The organism is Nonomuraea sp. K271, assembly GCF_009908215.1.
Taxonomy (GTDB): Bacteria; Actinomycetota; Actinomycetes; order Streptosporangiales; family Streptosporangiaceae; genus Nonomuraea; species Nonomuraea longispora.
The window spans coordinates 17807-38394 of sequence record NZ_JAAAHR010000081.1 but is presented as its reverse complement, the minus strand read 5'-3'; the positions used below and the strand labels follow the sequence as shown (position 1 = coordinate 38394).

The 20588-nt window shown below is 74.1% G+C and carries 9 protein-coding genes; 1 reads left to right on the top strand and 8 read right to left on the bottom strand.

The features are described 5' to 3' along the window. The 8 genes from GUY59_RS25865 to GUY59_RS25830 all read right to left on the bottom strand — a co-directional run. A partial coding sequence (locus tag GUY59_RS25865) for a non-ribosomal peptide synthetase (protein WP_161714698.1) occupies positions 1-12018 on the bottom strand: 12018 nt, incomplete at its 3' end. Positions 12019-12024: 6 nt separating this feature from the next. Next, complete coding sequence (locus GUY59_RS25860; protein ID WP_138202257.1) at positions 12025-13797, bottom strand: ABC transporter ATP-binding protein; 1773 nt, start codon at positions 13795-13797, stop codon at positions 12025-12027. Continuing rightward, positions 13794-15476, bottom strand: coding sequence for an ABC transporter ATP-binding protein (locus GUY59_RS25855; protein ID WP_138202256.1), 1683 nt, complete (start codon positions 15474-15476; stop codon positions 13794-13796). The genes GUY59_RS25860 and GUY59_RS25855 overlap by 4 nt, the downstream gene beginning before the upstream one ends. Before the next feature lie 8 nt (positions 15477-15484). Further along, positions 15485-15712, bottom strand: a complete 228-nt coding sequence (locus GUY59_RS25850) for an MbtH family protein (RefSeq protein WP_138202255.1) — start codon at positions 15710-15712, stop codon at positions 15485-15487. Further along, complete coding sequence (locus tag GUY59_RS25845; RefSeq protein ID WP_138202254.1) at positions 15687-16505, bottom strand: ABC transporter ATP-binding protein; 819 nt, start codon at positions 16503-16505, stop codon at positions 15687-15689. Before GUY59_RS25845 ends, GUY59_RS25850 begins: the two co-directional genes overlap by 26 nt. Then, positions 16502-17554 (bottom strand): FecCD family ABC transporter permease, encoded by a 1053-nt coding sequence (locus GUY59_RS25840; protein WP_138202253.1) that lies wholly within the window; start codon positions 17552-17554, stop codon positions 16502-16504. The genes GUY59_RS25845 and GUY59_RS25840 overlap by 4 nt, the downstream gene beginning before the upstream one ends. Further along, entirely contained in the window at positions 17551-18606 is a 1056-nt protein-coding gene (locus GUY59_RS25835) for an iron chelate uptake ABC transporter family permease subunit (protein ID WP_252375026.1), read from the bottom strand. The genes GUY59_RS25840 and GUY59_RS25835 overlap by 4 nt, the downstream gene beginning before the upstream one ends. After that, positions 18603-19940: a lysine N(6)-hydroxylase/L-ornithine N(5)-oxygenase family protein gene (locus GUY59_RS25830; protein WP_138202252.1), complete on the bottom strand. Its 1338-nt coding sequence runs from the start codon at positions 19938-19940 to the stop codon at positions 18603-18605. The genes GUY59_RS25835 and GUY59_RS25830 overlap by 4 nt, the downstream gene beginning before the upstream one ends. A gap of 225 nt (positions 19941-20165) precedes the next feature. Here GUY59_RS25830 and GUY59_RS25825 point away from each other — a divergent pair, with 225 nt between their 5' ends. Further along, positions 20166-20588 (top strand): pyridoxamine 5'-phosphate oxidase family protein, encoded by a 423-nt coding sequence (locus GUY59_RS25825; protein ID WP_138202251.1) that lies wholly within the window; start codon positions 20166-20168, stop codon positions 20586-20588.

The following is a 20588-nucleotide window of genomic DNA, read 5'->3' as shown; positions in this document are numbered from 1 at the left end:
CCGGTCGAGCACCCGGGTGACGAGGTCGAGCAGGTGCGTGGCGCGTTCCTGCCCGACCAGCTCCACGTCGTACTTGATCTCCAGGGTGAGCCGCTCTCCGGGGAAGGCGACCAGCGAGAGCGGGTAGTGCGGCGAGTCCGTGCCGGTGAAGCCGCGCAGGGCCGGCCCGGACCGCCCTCCCCCGCGTGCGGCGGGGAAGTTCTCCACCACGACCATGGTGTCGAAGAGGTCGCGGACCCCGGTGAGCCGGGCCAGGTCGGCGAGGCCGACGTGCTGGGCGTCGAGCAGGTCGCCCTGCTGCCGGTGCAGGCGGTCGACGATCTCCCCAAGGGTCTCCTCGGGCCGCCAGGACATCGGCACGGGAATGGTGTTGATCAGCAGGCCGACGATGGTCTCGACGCCGGGCAACCGCCCGCCGCGCCCGGACACCGTGGACCCGAAGATCACGTCGTCCCGCCCGAGCAGCCGGCCCAGCAGCAGGCCCCACGCCGCGTGCACGTAGGTGCTCAGCGTCACGCCGCGCTCGCGGGCCGCGGCGGCGACCGCCCCGGCGGGCAGCTCGCGGTGGACTCCGGCGTGCCTGGACACCGGGTACGCGGCGGGGAAGAGGCGCGTCGCGGCGTCGACCCCGGCCAGCGCGTCCGCCCACACGGCGCGGGCGGCGGCCCTGTCCAGCCCTGCCACCGCCTCCACGTGGTCGCGGAACGTCACCGCGGGCGCGGGCAGCGCGCCGCCCCGCTCGTACGCCTCCACGACGTCGCCGAAGACCAGCGGGTACGACCAGCCGTCGGCGAGGATGTGGTGCATGGTCTCCACGAGCCGGTGGTCGGTGTCGCTGAGCGAGACCAGCGCGTAGCGCAGCAGCGGCGGGTCCGCCAGGTCGAACGGCGCGGCCAGCTCCGAGGCGGTCAGGTCGGCCAGCCGTTCGCGGGCCTCGGCCGTGCCCAGCCCGCTCAGGTCGGCCGTGCGCCACGGCACCTCGACCGTCCCGGCGATCACCTGGACCACCCGGCCGTCGGCCAGCTCCTGGAAGCTCGCCCGCAGGGCGTCGTGGCGGTGCACCGTCGCGGTCACCGCCCGGCGCAGCGCCTCGGGATCGACGGGGCCGGACAGCTCGGCCACCTGCTGCACCACGTACGTGTCGGTGTGGCCGGCGCCGAAGGACGCGTGGAAGTACATGCCTTCCTGCAGCGGCAGCAGCGGCAGGATGTCGCGGGCGCCGGCGAACCGGTCGACGTCCTCCTGCGTGATCGCGACCAGGGGGAAGTCCGACGGGGTGTGCCCGGCCAGGCCGGCGCAGCGGGTGAGGGCCGTCAGCGCGGCCAGCCACAGCTCGGCCAGCTCGGCGACCTCCCCCGCCGCCATGACGCCGGACGGCCAGGACAGCGTGGCCGAGAACACGGGGCCCTCCGGCCCGTCCTGGGCCAGGGCGTTGATCTCCAGCCCCATCGCGGGGTTGTCCGGGTGTACGCCCTCGCGCAGGGTTCGGCCGCCGGCGGCGAAACGGCCCAGGTAGTTGAAGAGGATCTGCGGCGGTCGCGGGAGATCGAGCCGGTCGAGGTGGCGCAGGACGCCGTGACCGAGCCCGTTGCGCGGAACCGCGCGCAGCTGTTCCTTGACGGTCTTGGCGGCTCGGGCCAGCGCGGGGCCGGCCGCGGTGATCTCGTCCCAGCTCAGCGGCCCGGGATCGAGGCGTACGGGGTGGATGGCGGTGAACCAGCCCACCGTACGCGACAGGTCGGCGCCCCCGGCGAGGTCTCCGTCGCGGCCGTGGCCTTCGAGGCTGAGGAGCACGGCGGACCCGTCGCCGCGCCCGTGGACGTGGCGCCACCGGGCGAGCGCGACGGCGAAGCCCGTCAGCAGCACGTCGTTGACGCCGCCGTGCATCGCGGCGGGCACGGCGCCCAGCAGGGCCGCGCTCGTCCCCACGGGCAGGGACACGGTCAGCGACCGTGCGGTGGCGGCCGTGTCGGTCCCGGGATCCAGCGGGCGCGCGCCCAGCGGCGGATCGTCGGTGGCCAGGACGTCACGCCAGTGGCCGGCCTCGTCGCGGAAGGAGGGCCGCGCGTCCTGAACCGCCGACGCCCACGCGCGGAAGGAGATCGGGACCGGGTCGAGCACGGGTTCGCGACCGGCCGCCAGGTCCGCCCAGGCGGCGGCCAGGTCGCCGGCGATCACCCGCCAGGAGACGCCGTCGATGACCAGGTGGTGGACGACCAGGAGGAGGTCGCCGGGCCCGGGACCGCCGTCGAACCAGACCGCCTGGAGCATGATTCCGCGCTCGGGGTCGAGCCGCCCGGCCGCCTCCTCCTCGGCCAGGCGCCGCGCTGCCTCGCCTCCAGCGGCCTCCGCAGCGGCTTCCACAGCGGCTTCCACAGCGGATTTGTCCTGGCGGGTGCACAGCGGGGACGCGTCGAACCCCTCCGGCGGCGGCACCGACAACGTCCAGGCGTCGCCGTCGCGGTCGAGGCGGGCCCGCAGCAGGTCGTGGCGGACGCAGAGTTCCCGCACCGCGCGTTCCACCTGCCGCACGCCGATCCCGGCCGGCACGGGCAGCACCATCGACTGGTAGAAGTGTTCCAGGGGCGTGCGGGCCAGCATCGTCTCGGCGAGCATCGGCGTGAGCGGGACGACCCCGGTCGCGGGCGCGCCCGGATCGGGCGTCTCCCCCGGCGCCTGCCGCGGGAGGGCGGCGGCCAGCGCGCGCACGGTGCGCCGGCGGAAGACGTCGCGTGGGGTGAGGTTCATGCCCGCCCTGCGCGCCCGGCCCGTCACGGCGATCGAGGAGATGCTGTCGCCGCCGATGGCGAAGAAGTCGTCGTCGACACCGACCTCGGGCAGGCCCAGCACCTCGGCGTAGATGGCGGCCAGGGCCTGTTCCCGCTCCCCGCTCGGTTCGCTCCGCCCGCCGCCGCCGGGCGCGACGGGCTCGGGCAGCGCCGCCACGTCGAGCTTGCCGTTGACGGTGAGCGGAAGCTCGTCCACCACCCCGTACAGGGTGGGGACCATGTAGCCGGGCAGCCGTTCGGCCAGCGCCGCGCGGAGCCCGGCGGCGAGCTCGCCGCGGGCGGCGCCGGGCGCCGGGATCACGTACGCGACCAGCTTCTTCAGCCCCGGCACCGCGGGATCGGGCCGGGCGATCACGGCGGCCTGCCGCACCTGCGGGTGGGCCGACAGGGCCGACTCGACCTCGCCGAGCTCGACCCGGTATCCGCGGATCTTCACCTGGTCGTCGACCCGGCCGAGGAAGTCGAGGTTGCCGTCCTCGCGCCGGCGTACGAGGTCGCCGGTGCGGTACATGCGTCCCCCGGGCACGAAAGGGTCGGCGACGAAGCGGGCGGCCGTCTGCCCGTGGGCGTGCAGGTAGCCGTGGGCCAGGCCGGCGCCCGTCACGTACAGCTCGCCGACCACGCCCGCGGGCACGGGGCGCAGCCACCCGTCCAGCACGTACGCGCGGGTGTTCCGGATGGGGCGGCCCACGGTGGGGGTGGCGCTGTCGCGGGTGCCCGCGCCGAGCGTGTTGATCGTGTACTCGGTCGGCCCGTACAGGTTGTATCCCTCAGGGCCGTCCGGCCGGCTCAGCCGGTCCCAGACGCTCTCGCTGACGGCCTCGCCGCCGAGCAGCACCAGGCACGGGGCGTGCTCGCCGCCGAGCAGGCCCTCCTCGAACAGCAGGTGGGCGTAGGTGGGGGTGACGTTGACGACGTCGATCCGGTGGTCCTGGCAGTACGCGACGAGCGCGGTGGCGTCCCTGCGCAGCTCCTCGTCGCAGATGTGCACCTCGTAGCCCTCGACCAGCCACAGCAGCTCCTCCCACGACATGTCGAACGAGAACGACACCGTGTGCGCGATGCGCAGCCGCCGCCCCCCGGTACGGCGCGCGGTCGGGCCGAAGATCTCGGCCCGGTGGTTGAGCTGCATGTTGGTCAGCCCGCGGTAGGGCGTCACCACGCCCTTGGGCCGGCCGGTGGATCCGGAGGTGTAGATGACGTAGGCGGGCAGGTCGCCCGGCACGTCCACGGTGACCGGGCCGGTCGCGAAGGCGTCCCAGCCGGGGAGCACGCAGCGCCCGCCGAGGCGCCGCTGGTGCCCGGCCAGCGCGGACCCGGGGTCGGCGCAGACGAGGAGGACGGGGCGGGCGTCGTCCAGCATGGCGGCCAGCCGGTCGACCGGATGGTCGAGGTCCAGCGGCAGGTACGCGGCCCCTGCCCGCAGGACGCCGAACAGCGACACGACCATCTCGACGCCGCGGGGCAGCCCGAGCGCGACGATCGTGCCGGGGCCCGCGCCCTGCGAGCGCAGCATCCGGGCGCACTGGTCGATGCGGCCGTCCAGCTCCGCGTACGTCAGCCGCCGCTGCCCGAAGACGAGGGCGACCTCGTCAGGGCACGTGCGGGCCCGCTCGGCCAGCAGGTCGGCGATCGTCTCCGTGCCGATCGGGTGTTCGGCCCGCGCCCACTGCCGTGACAGTTCGCCGCGTTCCTCGTCGAGCATCAGATCGAGCGCGCCGACCGGGATCGCGAGGCCGTCGGCCAGCGTCGTCAGCAGCAGGGTGAAGCGGCGTACCATCCGGCGGGCGTCCCGCTCGGGCACGTCGGGCCGGTACTCCAGCTTGACGCGCAGGTTGGCGCCGGGGGTGAGCACCCAGGTGTAGGGGTAGTGGGTGCTGTCGGTGTAGTCGACGCCGACGATGCCGTGCTCGCGTTCCAGTTCGGTGAACGTGGTGTCGGACAGGAAGTTCTGCAACACGTACAGCGTGTCGAACAGCTGCTCCTGGCCGCACGCGCGGTGGATGTCGCCGAGGCCGAGATATTCGTGCGGCGCCAGGTCGACGCGGTCGTCCTGGGCGCGGCGGGCCAGGTCGAGCACAGTGGTGCCGGGCGTGGCCGCCACCCTGGCGGGGACCGTGTTGAGGAACAGGCCGATCACGTTCTCGATGCCGGGCAGCTCGGCCGGGCGGCCGGCCACGGTCGTGCCGAACACCACGTCCGTGCGGCCGGACTCGTAGCCGAGCAGGATGCCGAGCGCGGCCGTCAGCAGCGCGTTGAGCGTGACGCCGCCGCGGGCGGCCTGCTCGGCCAGCCGCGTGGTGACCTCGGCGGGCAGCGCGGCGAGGACACGCTCGGACGGCACGGGCTCGCGGCCGGCGGCGTGCGGCGCGAGGACGGTCGGCTCCTCCACTCCCGACAGGGCCGCCCGCCAGGCGGCGGCGGAGGCGTCGCGGTCGCGCGTGCCGATCCAGGCGAGGTAGTCGGCGAACGTGCTCTCCGCGGCGGGCAGCGCGCCCCGCGTGCCGCCCGAGCCGTAGAGCGCGAACAGCTCGCGCAGGACCAGCTCGCGCGACCAGCCGTCCCACAGCAGGAAGTGCGAGGTCAGCAGGAGCCGGTCGCGTCCGCCGGGAAGGCGTACGACGGTCAGCCTGACGAGGGGCGGGCAGGACAGGTCGAACGGCTCCTCCCGGTCGGCCCGCGTGACCGCGTCGAGCCGTTCCTGAGCCTCGGTCAGGTCGGCGACCCGCACCTCGGCGGGCACGTCGGCGGCGATGAGCTGCGAGCCGCCGTCGGCGGCGAACCCCGCGCGCAGGGTGGGGTGGCGGCGCAGCAGCGCCGCGAACGCCTCCGTCATGGCGGGCACGTCGACGCGCCGGTCGAGGTCGAAGACGTTCTGCGCGATGTAGGTGCTGCTGCTCTCCGCGTAGGTCGCCTGATAGTAGACGCCCTGCTGGAGCGGCGACAGCGGCCACGCCTCGCCCTGCGCGGCCGACGCTGGCAGCGGTTCCGCCTCCCGCAGGGACGCGGCGAGCGCGGCGGGCGTACGCAGGCGGAACACGTCCCGGGTGGTGAGCTCGACGCCGTCCCTGGCGAGCAGGCTGACGAGGCGGATGGCGAGGATGCTGTCGCCGCCGACGGTGAAGAAGTCGTCGTGGACGCCGAGACCGTCGACGGCGAGCAGGGCGCCGGCGCGGGCGCAGATCAGCGCCTCCTCGGCGGTACGCGGCGGCCCGCCCCTGACGCCGGGTTCCGGGTCCGGCAGCGCGCGGCGGTCCCGCTTGCCGTTGGGCAGCACAGGCAGGTGGTCCAGCACCGTCACCGTCGCGGGCAGCAGGTAGTGCGGCAGGTCGGCGCGGAGCAGGGCGCGCAGCCCCTGAGGGTCCAGTTTCTCGCCGGGCGCGGCCACCACGTACGCGTGCAGCGCCCCTCCCCGCACCGCCACCGCCGCTTCGCAGACCCCGGCGCGGCGCATCAGCGCGGCTTCGAGCTCGCCCGGCTCAACCCGGTACCCGTTGATCTTCACCTGGTCGTCCGCCCGGCCGAGGAACAGGACCCGACCGTCCGGGGTCCAGCGTCCGAGGTCCCCCGTGCGGTAGAGGCGGTCGCCGTCGCCGAACGGGTCGGCGACGAACCGGTCCGCTGTCGTCCCCGGCCGGCCCAGATAACCGCGGGCGAGCTGGGCGCCGCCGACGTAGATCTCGCCCGTCGCGCCGGGCGGCACGAGCCGGAGCGCGGAGTCGAGCAGGTAGAGCCGCGCGCCCGGCACCGGCCGGCCCAGCGTCACCGGCTCCCGCGGGTCCACCTCGCCCTGGAGCACGTCCCCCGCGACCTCCGACGAGCCGTAGGAGTTGACGATCCTGGCATCGGGCGACGCCCGGCGCAGGGAGCGTACGCACTCCTGGCCGAGCGGTTCGCCGCTGCAGATCCAGCGGTCGAGCGCGGCGAGCCGCTCGGGCGCCGTGTCTGCGAGCGCCGCGGCCAGGCTCGGCACGGCCAGCAGCTGGGTCGCCCCCGACCCCTCGACGAGCCGGGCCAGCGCCGCGCCGTCGGTGGCCTCGGCGTCCCCGGCGATGACCGTCGTCGCTCCCGCGACCAGCCCGCCGAGCAGCTCGGTCGTGCCGTCGATGAAGCTGAGCGAGCTCTTGGCCAGCCGCACGCGCGCGTCCCATTCCGTCGCCGCCCAGGCGAGGCGGCCGGCGAGCGCTCCGTGGGTGCCCACGACCGCCTTCGGCCTGCCGGTCGAGCCGGAGGTGTAGACGACGGAGACCGCGTCGAGCGGGGTCACGGGCGTGCCCGCGCCGGCCGGGCCCGTCGCGGCGGCCCTGACCGTGAGGGAGGGCAGGTCGTGCGGGGGCAACGTCCTGGCGTTCGCCTCGTCGGTGAGCACGCAGGCCGGGCGCGCGTCACCGAGCATGAACTCGATCCTGGCCGCCGGGTAGCCGGGGTCGACGGGCAGGTAGGCGGCCCCGGCCCGCATGACGCCGAGCAGGGCCACGGCCGTGTCCGCGGAACGGCTCGTCGCCACCGCGACGATGTCGCCGCGCCGCACGCCGGCCGCGGCCAACGTGCCGCACACCCTCCGGGACCGCTCGTCCAGCTCGGCGTACGTGAGCGTGGCCCCGGCGGACACGACGGCGGCGCGCGCGGGGTGCCCGGCGACCTGGCGGTCGAACAGGTCCAGCACGGAGCCGCCGCCCTCCCCCGGTCCGGTCCCGGCGGCCATCAGCTGCCGGCGTTGTTCCCCGGTGGCGAGCTCCACCTGGCCGCACGTCAGCGTGGCGTCGTCGGCGACGGCGGCCAGCAGCCGCTCGTACTGGCCGATCAGCAGGCCGGCCGAGGCGGCCGGAACCAGCCGCCGGTCGTGGGTCAGCGTGAGCACGATCCGGTCGCCGGGCCTGGCCATCAGCGTCACGGGATAGTGGGGCGCCTCGACCGTCTCGATCCCGGAGATCGTGAGGTCGCCCTGCCCCGCGGGGGGCTCCGGGTAGTTCTCGACGACCACCAGCGTGTCGAACAGCTCGGCCACGCCCAGCCGGCGGTGCAGCGCGGCCAGCGGGACGTGCTCGTGCTCCATGACCTCGCGCTGCGTACGCGCGAAGCGGCGCAGCACGTCGGCCAGCGGGTCGGCGGGCTGCCAGCGCACCCTCGCGGGCACCGTGTTGATCAGCAGCCCGACCATCGCGTCGATGCCCGGCGGCTCCGATGACGCTCGGCCGGACACGGCCGAGCCGAACGTCACGTCGTCGCCTCCGGTCAGCCGCCCGAGGAGGATTCCCCAGGTGGCGGCGAGCACCGAGCCGACGGTGAGCCCGTTCCCCTGCGCCCATGCCCGCAGACGGTCGCCGAGATCGGCCGGCAGCTCGCGCCGGACCCGGCCGAACCGGCCGCCGGCGGCCCCGCTGGTGGCAGGTCCGGCGAGCGCGGGGGCCAGCAGGGTCGGTTCCCGTACGCCCGCCAGGGCCTCGGCCCACACCTCGATCGCGGCGTCGGTGTCCTGCGCCGCGAGCGTCCTCAGGAACTCCCGGTAGGGCGGCGGCTCGGGCAGCGGCCCGTCCTCGTAGAGGGTCAGCAGGTCGCGCAGCAGCAGCGGCACCGACCAGCCGTCGGCCACGACGTGGTGCACGGTGTGCACGAGGGCGTGCCGGCGCGGGCCGAGCCTCACCAGCGCGAACCGCATGGCGGGCGGCCGGGCGAGGTCGAACGGCACCGCCCGCTCGGCCGCGGCGATCTCCTCCAGGACGGGCCGGGCGTGGTCGGGGCCGCTGAGGTCCTCGCTGCGCCACGGCACGCGCACGGGGCCGGCGATCACCGACACCACCTGCCCGTCGCCGGTGGTGCGGAAGGCCGCGCCCAGGTTGGGGTGGCGGCCGAGCAGCCGGTCGGCGGCGGTACGCAGCCGCTCGCCGTCCAGCGGCCCGGTGAGCTCGATGATCTGCTGGACGACGTACGGATCGATGCCGGGGTCGCCGTCGGGGTCGCCGTCGGGGTCGCCGTCGGGGTCGCCGTCGGGGTCGCCGTCGGGGTCGCCGTCGGGGTCGAAGGTGGCGTGGAAGTACAGGCCGGTCTGCAAGGGCGTGAGCGGCAGCACGTCCCGCAGCCCCGGCGTGTCCGCCTCGATGGCGCTCACCTCCGCCTGGTCCAGCCGGACGAGCGGGAAGTCGGAAGGCGTGTGCCCGGCGACCGTGTCGCTGGTGGCGATGTCGGTGAGGGTCCGCGTCCACAACGCGGCCAGTTCCCGTACCCGGTCGGCGTCGAGCACGCCCGCCGGCCAGCTGAAGGTGGTCCGCAGCACCGGCCCGCCGGCCGTGTCGACGGCGACGGAGTTGATCTCCAGGACGCGCGGCAGTGGCATGCGCGGATCGCGCCGCTCCACCACGACCTCGCCGCCGCCGGCCGTCCCGTCACCGGCCGTCCAGTCACCGATCGTCCAGTCACCGGTAGGGTCGCCGTCGAAGCGTCCCAGGTAGTGGACGAGCACCTGCGGCGTGACGGCCAGGTCTGGGCGCGGCCGCTCCCCCAGGTAGCGCAGCACCCCGTAGCCGAGCCCGCGTTGCGGCACCCGCCGCAGTTGTTCCTTGACCGCCTTGATCACCTCGCCCGGCGTCCCGGAGCCGGGGTCGATCACGGCGGGGAACAGGGTGGTGAACCAGCCGAAGGTACGCGAGAGGTCGGCGTCGCCGACCGCCTCCTCCTCCCGCCCGTGCCCCTCCAGTTCCAGCAGCACCGCCGAGCCGCCGCCGCGCCAGCGGCCCACGGCCCGCGCGGCGGCGGCGACCAGCACGTCGTTCACCCCACCGTGCACGGCGGCGGGGACCGGGCCGAGCAGCCGGCCGGCGATCGCGGCGGGCAGCTCGACCGTGAGCGACCGCTCCGTGGCCACCACGTCGCGCCGCGGGTCGAGGGGGCGCTTGCCGATCATGGGGTCGGGCGCCGCCGCGGTACGCCGCCAGTGCTCCTCGCCGGAGCCGAAATCGCACTCCCGCAGCAGGGTCGCCCACTGCCGGAACGAGGTGGGCGCCTCGGGCAGCTCGACGGTGCGGCCTACGCGCGCCGCCTGCCACGCCTGGGCGAGGTCCTCCAAGAGGATGCGCAGCGACACGCCGTCCACGACCACGTGGTGAACCGTGATCGCGAGCCGCCCCTGTGCGGCGCCTCCGGCGTCCAGCCAGACCAGGTCGAGCATGCGCCCGCCCGCCGGGTCGAGCCGTTCCGGGGCGGCGGCGACCTGCCGTTCCAGCTCGGCAGCGGTCCCGACGCGAGTGATCACGTCGGCGGCCCGAGGCCGTCCCGGCGGCCGCACGGTGAGGGTCCAGCGGCCGGTGCCGGCCGTCCGCGCCCGCAGCAGGTCGTGGGCGGCCAGCACCGCGTCGATCATGTTCTCCAGCTGGTCGCCGGTCAGCTCCGCGGGGGTGCGTACGGTCATCGACTGGAGGAAGCCGTCCATGGACGGGCCGGCGTCCTGGAGCCACTCGGTGATCGGCGTCGGCGGCACCTCCCCGACCCCGCTCACCGGGGGCGGTGAGGCGGCGCTCACGTCGGTGACCGTGGCCGCCAGCGCGGCGGGGGTGGGATGGGCGAACACGTCGCGCGGGCGTACCGCGAGCCCGGCGCGCCGCGCCTGCCTGACCACGCCGATCGCGACGATGCTGTCGCCGCCCAGGGCGAAGAAGTCGTCCTCGGCCCCCACGCAGGCCAGGCCGAGGACCTGCGCGAAGACCTCGCACAGGACACGTTCGCGCTCGGTGCGGGGGGCGCGCGTGCGGGCCGCCGCCGGCTCGGACGGCCGGGGCAGCGCCTGCCGGTCCACCTTGCCGTGGGCGGTCAGCGGGAGGCGGTCGAGGACGACGTACGCGTCCGGCACCATGTACGCCGGCAGCCGCCCGGCGCACCAGTCACGAAGCTCCGCGGCCGTGACGGGGTCGTTCGACCGCGCGTACCCCACGAGCCGCCGCCCGTTCTCGTCCACCACGACGGCGGCCTGCCGCACGCCCGGGTGGGTGGCCAGCGCGGCCTCGACCTCCTCCAGCTCCAGCCGCATGCCGCGGATCTTCACCTGGTGGTCGGCGCGGCCGACGAACTCCAGCGAGCCGTCGGGCGCCCACCTGGCCAGGTCGCCGGTCCGGTACATCCGGGAGCCGTCGGCGGCGAACGGGTCGGCGACGAACCGGCCCCCGGTGAGCGCGGGCGCGTTGATGTAGCCGCGGCCGAGCAGGAACCCGGCTGCGTACAGCTCGCCGACGGTGCCGGCGGGCACCTGTTCCAGGCGTTCGTCGAGGACGTACAGCCGGGTGTGGGGGTTGGGCCGGCCGATGGAGGTCGCGATGCGCTCGGCGGTGTCGCGGTAGACGACGTGCGAGACGCCGATGGTGGCCTCGGCCGGGCCGTACCCGTGGTAAAGCGTCGTCGGCACCTGGCCGCGGAACCGCTCGAACAGTTCGGGGGTGAGCACCTCGCCGCCGCACCAGACGTGCTTCAGCCCCGACAGCAGCGACGTTTCGCGGTCCATCTCCAGCAGGACGTCGAGCATCGACGACACGAGGTAGACGAACGTCACGCCCTCGCGGGCGATCAGGTCCAGCAGATAGTGCGGGTCGCGTTCGCCGCCGGGCTCCGCGACCACCACGTGGCCGCCGCAGACGAGCGGCAGCAGGATCTCGTTGACGGAGATGTCGAACGACAGCGGCGCCTTGAACAGCGACGCGTCGCCGGGGCCGAAGCCGAGAACGTCCTCCACCTGCCAGAGCAGGCGGTGGCTGATCGCCTCGTGGCGGATCATGGCGCCCTTGGGCGTTCCGGTCGAGCCGGAGGTGAACATCACGTACGCCAGCCGGCCGCCCTGGATCGACACGGGCGGCGGCTCGGCGGGCTCGTGGGCGTACCGCCACGAGCCGAGATCCACCTCACGCGGGCCCAGCGTGCGGACCGCTCCCGCCTCGGCCATGACCTGGTGGCGGCGTGCCTGCGGCCAGGCCGGGTCCACGGGCACGAACGCGCCGCCCGCCACCATGATCGCCAGTACGGAGACGACCATCTCGGCCGAGCGCGGGGTCGAGACGGCGACGACCTCCTCGGGGCGCAGCCCCTGTCCGTGCAGGTGCCGCGCGAGTTGGAATACGCGGGCGCCGAGTTCCGCGTACGTCAGCCGCACGCCGGGCGCGACGACGGCCGGCGCCTGCGGGGTCCGGCGCACCTGGTCGATGAACAGGTCCGCGATCGTGGTGATCCTTGCGGGGGAGTTCGTTTCCATGGCTGCCTAACGTGATGACGACGTGGGGGTGCGCGCCTCCCAGGCGCGCCACAGCTGCGCGTACCGGCCGCCCGCGGCGACCAGCTCCTCGTGTCCGCCCTGCTCCACGATCCGGCCGTGCTCCAGGACGACGACCCGGTCGGCGGCGGCGGCCTGGGCCAGCCGGTGGGCGACGATCAGGGTGGTCCGTCCCCGGGTGGCCGCGGCGGCGGACTCCTCCAGCGTGCGCGCGCCGAGGCTGCCCGCCTCCGCGGTGGCCTCGTCGAGGATGGCGATCGCCGGGTCGACGAGGATCAGGCGGGCGAGGGCGAGTTGCTGGGCCTGGGCCGTGGTCAGCTCGTGACCGCCCTCGCCGACGACCGTGTCCAGACCGGCGGGCAGGGCCGTCGCCCAGTCCAGCGCGCCGACGGCGGACAGCGCGGCGGCGATCTCGCCGGCCGGGGCTCCCGGCCTGGCCAGCCGCAGGTCCTCGATGAGCGGGCCGGCGAAGACGTGGACCTCCTGGGTGATGATCGCGACGTGCGCGCGCAGCCGGTCGGGCGCCTGCGCCACGCCGGCGACGGACACGGTGCCGGTCTCGGGGCGCAGGATGCCGGCGGCGATGGCGGCGAGTGTGGACTTGCCCGCGCCCGTCGACCCGACCAGCGCCACGCGGGCGCCGGCGGGCACGCTGATGGAGACGCCGTGCAGCACCTCCGGCCCGCCGTCGTAACGGAAGCGCACGTCGCGCAACTCCAGCGCGGCACCGGCCGGCTCTCCCACGCCGTCGCCGTCCGGGTCGTCGCCGCCGTCCGGGGCGAGGTCCACCACGCCGACCAGCCTGGCCAGGCTCGCCGCCGCCGCCTGCAGTTCGTCGAACGTGAACAACAACATGCCGATGGGGTTGAACAGGCGATGGAACAGCACGGCCGCCGCGGCGCTCTGGCCCACGGTGGCGGCTCCCGACCGGACGACGAGGAAGCCCACCACGAGGATCGCGGCCAGGCCGAAGAACTCCGCCCGGTTGATCCGGCCGACGAACCGGGTGAACAGCGTGAAGACCGACACGGAGATGTCGTGCACCTGGTACGAGGCGTCGCCGATGTCGCGCAGCCGGCGCTGCTCCAGCCGGTAGGCGTGCACGGTCCGTACACCCTGCATGTTCTCCACCAGCAGTTGCGAGTTGCCGGCCACGGCGTGCCGTTCGGCGGCGTACTTCGGCGCCGCCCGCGGCAGGTACCACCGCAGCGCCGCCACGTACAGCGGGACGGCGACCGCGCCGGCGAGCCCGAGCCGCCAGTCCATCCCGGCCATCGCCGCGATGCTCAGCACGCCCAGCAGAAACGCGGAGATCATCGTGGGGATGACGCTGGTGGCGGCCTTGCCGATGGCGGCGGCGTCGCTGCTCACCCGTGACAGCAGGTCGCCCTTGCCGATCCGCTCCAGCGTGGTGGCGGGCAGGCGGAGCGCCCTGGCGACCGTACGTTCGCGCAGGTCCGCGAGCATGTGCCCGCACACCCGGCCGACGAGGTACGTGGCGGTGCCGGTGGCCACCCCGCCGACGACGGCCGCGGCCACGATCACGACCGCGATGGGGACGATCGCCGAGACCGGCGCGTTCTCCTTGACGCGGTCCACGAGCACACCCAGCGCGTACGCCGGCACCACCGACGCGGCGGCACCCACGACGCCCACCAACGCGGCGAACGTGCTGCCGAGCCACCGCGCACGGAGTTCGAGCCGCAGCCACGCCCAGGTTCTGCGGGCGCCGGCGATGGGCAGTCTGTCCGATCCGGTCATCGCAGTACCGCCCGGTTGTAGTCGTCGTCGGCAACGGCCAGTGCGGCGTGGGTGCCCTCGGCGGCGATCCGGCCGCCGTCGAGGACCACGACCCGATCCGTCATGGCGAGCAGGGCGGGGCTGCTCGTCACCACGACGGTGGTGAGCCCGCCGGAGCGGGGGTGGCGCAGGGCGCGCAGCCCCCGGGCGATCTCGTGCTCGGTCACGGCGTCCACGGCGGTGGTGGGGTCGTGCAGCACGAGGATCGGGGGGCGTGCCGTCAGCGCGCGGGCCAGCGCCAGCCGTTGCCTCTGCCCGCCCGACAGGCTGGCGCCCCGCTCGGTGACGACGTGCGCGAGGCCGTCGGGGTGGGCGGAGACGACCTGGTCGGCGGCGGAGGCGGCCAGCGTGGCCTCGTCCAGCGGGCCGCCGGCGGTCACGTTCTCCTCGACGGTCCCGGTGAAGAGGTCGGTGAGGTGGGGTTCCACCAGCAGCGCGCGGCGGGCGTCCGCCGGGTCGAGGTGCGCCAGGTGCGTGCCTCCGACGAGGACGCCGCCTTCGTACTCGTCGGGCGCCACCCGGCCGGAAAGGATCTTGACCAGCGCCTCCCCGTCGGCGGAGCGGTGGGGCACCACGCCGACGAATTCGCCGGGGCGCACGTGCAGGTCGACCCCGTCGAGCGGGCCGTACCTGAGCGCCCGCAGTTCCAGGTCCGGGGAGCCGGCGCCGAGCGTCTCCGTGCCCTCGGGCAGCAGCGCGGGCGCGTCGAGGACCGTGGCGACGCGGTCGGCGGACGCCCTGGCCTCGGCGACCCAGCCGGGCGCGACGGCGAGCGTGCCGACGGGCTCCATCAGGAACTGCGCGAGTCCGATGACGGTGATGAGCTCGCCGACGGTGACGCGGCCGTTGAGCGCGTACCACCCGGCCAGGATGGCGATGCCGCCGGCCAGCAGCGCGCCGCCGGCCGTGGAGGCGGACAGGTACGCGCCCTGGGTGCGGGCGGCGCGTAACGCCGCCCGCAGGGACCGCCTGCTGACCTCGTCGTAGCGGCCGGCCGCCGCGCGTTCCGCGCCGATGCCGCGCAGCGGGCGCACCCCGCTGACCAGGTCGGCCGCCAGGGAGGTGGCCTCACCGGCGAGGTCCTGCTGCTCGGTGACCCGCTTGGTGATCACCGGGGACGCGGCCTGGAGCCCGAGCAGCACGACGGGGGTCCCGACAAGTACGGCCAGCCCGAGCTGCACGTCGATCACCAGCAGCGCGGCGGCGCTCACCGCGGTCGCCGTCAAAGCGCCCGCGACGCGCGGCACGTAGTCGAGCAGGTAGGAGGTGTTGTCGGTGTCGGTCGTGGCCACGGTGAGCAGATCACCGGTCCGGCGGTCGGTCCTGATGCCGCGCGCGTTCATGATCTTGGAGGCGACCTCGACGCGCAGTAGGTGAGCCTCGTCGGCGATGGCGAGCATGAGCCGGCGGGCGCCGAAGCGGTAGGCCAGGCTCAGCGCAGTGAACAACCCGGCGAGGGCGGCCACCCACAGCACCAGGGCGCCGCCGTCCCCCGGGCCGATGGCCTGGTCGACGATCACCCCGATGAGGATCGGCACCAGCGACTCGCACACCATGTGCAGGCTGATGAGGCCGGTCCCCGTGCTGAGCTGCCACCGGTTGCGCGTCACCGCGCGCCACAGGACCCGCCGGCCGGTCATGGGCCGCGTCACTGGTCGGCGGCCATGCTCTCGCGCAGGCTCTTCGGCCGCAGGTCCGTCCAGTGCTCCTCGACGTAGTCCACGCACTCCTGGCGTTTGCTCTGGCCGCCTTCACCGAAGACCACCCGCCAGCCCCGCGGCACCTCCTTGAACGTCGGCCACAGGGAGTGCTGCTCCTCGTCGTTCACCAGCACGTAGAACGTGCCGTTCTCATCGTCGAAGGGATTGTTGGACATCGTGACTCCTGACTGCTTGGTGGGATCGGGGAATGACCAGCGGGGTGTGGGTCTCAGGGTCGTCGATGATGCGGCAGGGCAGGCCGAACACGTCCTCGATCAGCTCGGCGGTGACGATCTTCCTGGGGTCGCCCTGCGCCACGACGGCGCCCGCCTTCATCGCGATGATGTGGTCGGCGTACCGGCAGGCCTGGTTGAGGTCGTGCAGGACGGCCACCATGGTGTTGCGCTGCTCCCGGTTCAGGCGCAGGCACAGTTCGAGCAGCTCGATCTGGTGGGCGATGTCGAGGAACGTGGTCGGCTCGTCGAGCAGCACGATCGAGGTCTCCTGGGCGAGCACCATGGCCACCCAGACCCGCTGGCGCTGGCCGCCGGAGAGCGTGTCGACGAGACGCCCGGACAGGTCGGTGACGCCGGTCGCCGCCATCGCGCCCGCCACTGCCGCCTCGTCCCGGGCCGACCACTGCCTGATCAGCTTCTGGTGCGGGTGACGTCCTCGCGCGACCAGGTCGGCCACGGTGATGCCCTCCGGCGCGATCGACGACTGCGGCAGCAGGCCGAGCCGCCTGGCGACCTCCTTGGCCGGATAGGAATGGATGTCCCTGCCGTCCAGCACCACCTGTCCGGCCGTCGGCTTGAGCAGCCGCGACAGCGATCTGAGCAGGGTGGACTTGCCGCAGGCGTTCGGGCCGACGATCACAGTCAGCGCGCCGTCGGGGATGTCGAGGCTGAGGTGCTCGCTGATCGGCCGCTGGTCATAGCCGAGGGTGAGGTCCCTGGCGCTCAGTCTCATGAGCTCGCCTTCCGCATCGGCCCGGTCAGCAGCCAGGCGAAGTAGAGGCCGCCGAGCGACACCGTCACCACGCCCACGGGGAGCTGGGTGGGGGCGAACGCGCGCTGGCCGAGCCAGTCGCTCGCGGTCAGCAGCAGCGCGCCCATGACGGCCGAGGGCGCCAGGGACACACCCGCCGTACGCGCGAGCAGGCGGGCCAGTTGCGGGGCGGCGAGCGCGACGAACGCGACCGGCCCGGCGGCGGCGGTGGCCACGGCGGTCAGTGCCACGCCGACGACGAGGTAGAGCAGCCTGGCCCGTTCCGTGCGCACGCCGAGCGCGGCGGCGGACTCGTCGCCCATCGCCAGCAGCGACAGGCGCGGCCCGAGTGCCAGCAGGCATCCGGCGAGCAGGACGAGCGCGGCGGCCACGGGCGGGACGTGCTCCCACTTCACCGTGTTCAGGCTGCCCTGTCCCCAGATGGCCGCGGCGACCGCCAGGCGCAGGTCGACCTTGATGACGAACCACTGGTTCAGTGAGGCGAGTACCGCGCTGATCGCGATCCCCACGATGATGAGCCGGAACCCCTGCACACCCCGCCTGTACGCCAGCAGGTAGACCACCAGGGCGGCCACGAGCCCGCCGGCCAGCGCGCCCGCGGCGGTCTCGTAGTAGCCGCGGCCGACCAGCACCATCGTGACGAGCACCCCGGTGTAGGCGCCGGTGTTGAACCCGATCACGTCGGGGCTGCCGAGCGGGTTGCGCAGCAACGACTGGAAGACGGCGCCGCTGAGCCCGAGCGCCGCGCCGATGAGCAGGGCCGTCAGCACGCGGGGCAGCCGCCACTCCACGACCACCAGGCGGGTCGCGCCCGACCCCTGCCCCGCCAGGGCCTGGATGACCTCGCCCGGCGGCACCTCGAACTCGCCGGTGCCCAGCCCGAGCACGGCGAACGCCGCGGCGGCGAGGCCGAGCGCGGCGCAGACGAGCACCGTGCGCACGCCGAACCTGACGGACGCGCGGGGCCGGCGCAGGATGACGACCCGGTGGCCGAAGTCCACCCCGCTCATGGGCCCGTCACCGCCCGCCGGCGGATCAGCCAGATCAGCACGGGCGCCCCGAGGAACGCGGTGACGATCCCGGCCTGCAGTTCGCCGGGGCGGATCAGCACGCGTCCCGCGACGTCGGCGCAGAGCAGCAGGATCGGGGCGCAGACCACCGTGTACGCGAGGATCCACCGCTGGTCGGGCCCGACGATCCGGCGCACGGCGTGCGGCACCATCAGGCCGATGAACCCGATCGGGCCGACCGCCGCGGTCGCCGCCCCGGTCAGGAGCGCCACCGAGGCCACCGACAACACGCGGGTCCTGGTGACGCCGGCGCCCAGCGAGCGGGCGAGGTCGTCGCCCAGCGCGACGGCGTTGAGCGAGCGGGCGGCGGCGAACGCCAGGACCAGGCCGGCCAGGATGAACGGCGCCACCGCTTCGGCGATGGCCAGCGGCCGCCCGCCGAGCGTGCCGACGTCCCAGAAGCGCAGGTAGTCGAAGGCGCGCGGCTTCAGCAGCCGGATGCCGGCCGAGACGCCCTCCATGACGGCGCCGAGGGCCACGCCCGCGAGCGTCAGCCGGAGCGGCGACGCCTCACCGCGCCCGATCGAGCCGAGCGTGTAGACGAGAACCGTGGCGAAGGCCACCCCGGCGAACGCGAACCACACGTACGACCAGATGGACGTGAGGCCGAGGACCCCGATCGCGAACACCACGAACAGCGCCGCCCCCGCGTTCATGCCGAGGATCTGCGTGTCGCCCAGCGGGTTGCGGGTCACCGCCTGGATGACCGCTCCCGAGACGCCGAGCGCGGCTCCCGCCAGCAGCCCGAGGACGGTCCTCGGCACCCGCAGCTCCCGCACGATCGTGTGGTCGTCGCTGTCGGCGGCGTGGGCGAACGCGTCCCACACCGTGCCGAGGCCGATGTTCTTCGTGCCGACGGCGATGCTCAGCAGGCACGCGGCGACCAGCGCCGCGACGAGTACGAGCAGCCAGCCGCCGCGTCCGGCGTTGCCCCCGGCGACGCCCGCCGGCCGGTCCGCCGGTGCGGCCGGCCGGCGATCGGAGAGGATCACCAGGTCGCCGCCCTGGCCCGCCGCGTGTGGCCGGCCAGCAGCGCGTCGCGGATCTCACCGGCCCTTACGGCGGTGGCGGACAGCAGTGTCGAGGTGAGGCCGTGGGTGTGCTCACCCCCGCCTTGTAGGTAGATGCCCGCCGACACGTGCGCGGGCGTCTCGACGCGGTAGTCGCGGCCGATCCTGATGCGGTCCTCATCGTCGCGCAGACATAACTTGGCCGCCTGGCCGAGGACGGTGCCGAGGTCCTGGGGCCGGTAGCCCGTGGCGTGGACGAGCAGGTCCGCTTCGAGCACCTGGTGCTCGCCGGTGGGCAGATATTCCACCGTGACGTCGAGGCGTTCGCCGTGCTCGCCGACCTCCCGGATGCGGGAGGCGCGCAGGACGCGCAGCCGCTCGCCGCCCTGGACCTTCTCCCGGTACATGGTCCGGTAGAGGGTCTCGATGAGGTCCAGGTCGACCACCGAGTAGTTGGTGCCGCGGTGGTAGTCGAGCAGGGACTGCTTGACCGCCGGCGGAGCGCCGAAGAAGGTGTCCACGGCCTCGGGGTCGAAGATCTGGTTGGCGAAAGGGCTGTCATCGGCGGGGGTGTAGCCGTATTTGGCGATGACGGCGCAGACTTCCGCGTCGGGAAAGGCGCGGTGCAGGTAGTCGGTCGTCTCGGCCGCGCTCTGTCCGGCGCCGAGCACCAGGGCCCGCCGCACGGGGACGCCGGCCTCCTTGAGCGCGGCCACCCGGGGCAACAACTCGCTGTTGTGCCAGACCCGGTCGGAGACGACCGTCTCCGGCGGCAGGTGCGGCTCCAGCCCGGTGGCGACGCAGAGATCGCGGGCCCGCCGCACGGTGGTGCGCCCGGGACGCTCCGGGTCCCTGCTGACCACGTCGAACGCGGGAATGCCGCCGTCCTCCGCGGTCACCGGCTCGACGGACACGACCTCCTCGGAGTACGCCACCAGGTCGCGCACCCGCTCGGCCGCCCACTCGAAGTAGGCGTGGAACTCGATCCGCAGCGGGTAGAGCGTCTTGTGGTTGAGGAAGTCCACCAGTCTGCCGGAGTCCTTCAAGAAGCACAGGAAGCTGAAGTCGCTGGCGGGATCGCGCAGGGTGACCAGGTCTTTCAGGAACGACACCTGCATGGTGGCGTCGTCGAGAAGCATCCCCTTGTGCCAGCCGAAGCCGGACTGCTTCTCCAGGAACCGCATGTGGAGCCGTTCGGGTGCGGGGACCCGGGCGTTGTGCTCGCGCAGGGCGATCGCCAGCGCGAGATTCGATGGGCCGAAGCCGATTCCCAAGATGTCATAGGTGCCGTCAGGTCTGCTCAGCAGTGTCTCCACCGAGGCATCGCCTCCCTCTGCGGCAGATGCTAGATTAGGTTAGCCTAACCTTGCAAGGAGGGTACCCCGCTATGACGCGAGGCCACTCGCGAGTCACGGTCCGAGCCACGCCGCGTCCGGCGGCCTGCCGGACTACCCGCTCGCGAAAGGTGCAGCGAGTGGCTTTTCGAGACCGCTCCCACTGGGAATAGCCGTCTCAAGATCGATGAAGACGGGGGTGAGCGCATGCCGTTGGACGTGGCGGCGCGGGAGGCGTTCCTGGCGGAGCCGCACATCGCGAGCCTCGCCGTGGAGGCCGGCGAAGGGCGGGGGCCGCTGACCGTGCCCGTCTGGTACGACTACCGTCCCGGCGGCGAGATCCGGTTCCTGACCGACGGCGACTCGGTCAAGGCCCGGCTGATCGCGAAGGCGGGCAGGTTCACGATGCTGGTGCAGCGGGTCAGCCCCACCTACCGGTACGTCTCGGTGGAGGGGCCGCTCGTGCGCTCCGACCCGACGACGCTGGAGGACCTGACCCGCATCTCGGCGCGCTACCTGCCGCCCGACGCCGTGTCCGGCTACGTGCAGGGCTCCGACCTGCACGCGCTCGTCACGTTCAGGATGCGGCCGGAACGCTGGCTCTCCGCCGACCTGGGCGCCCTCGGCTGA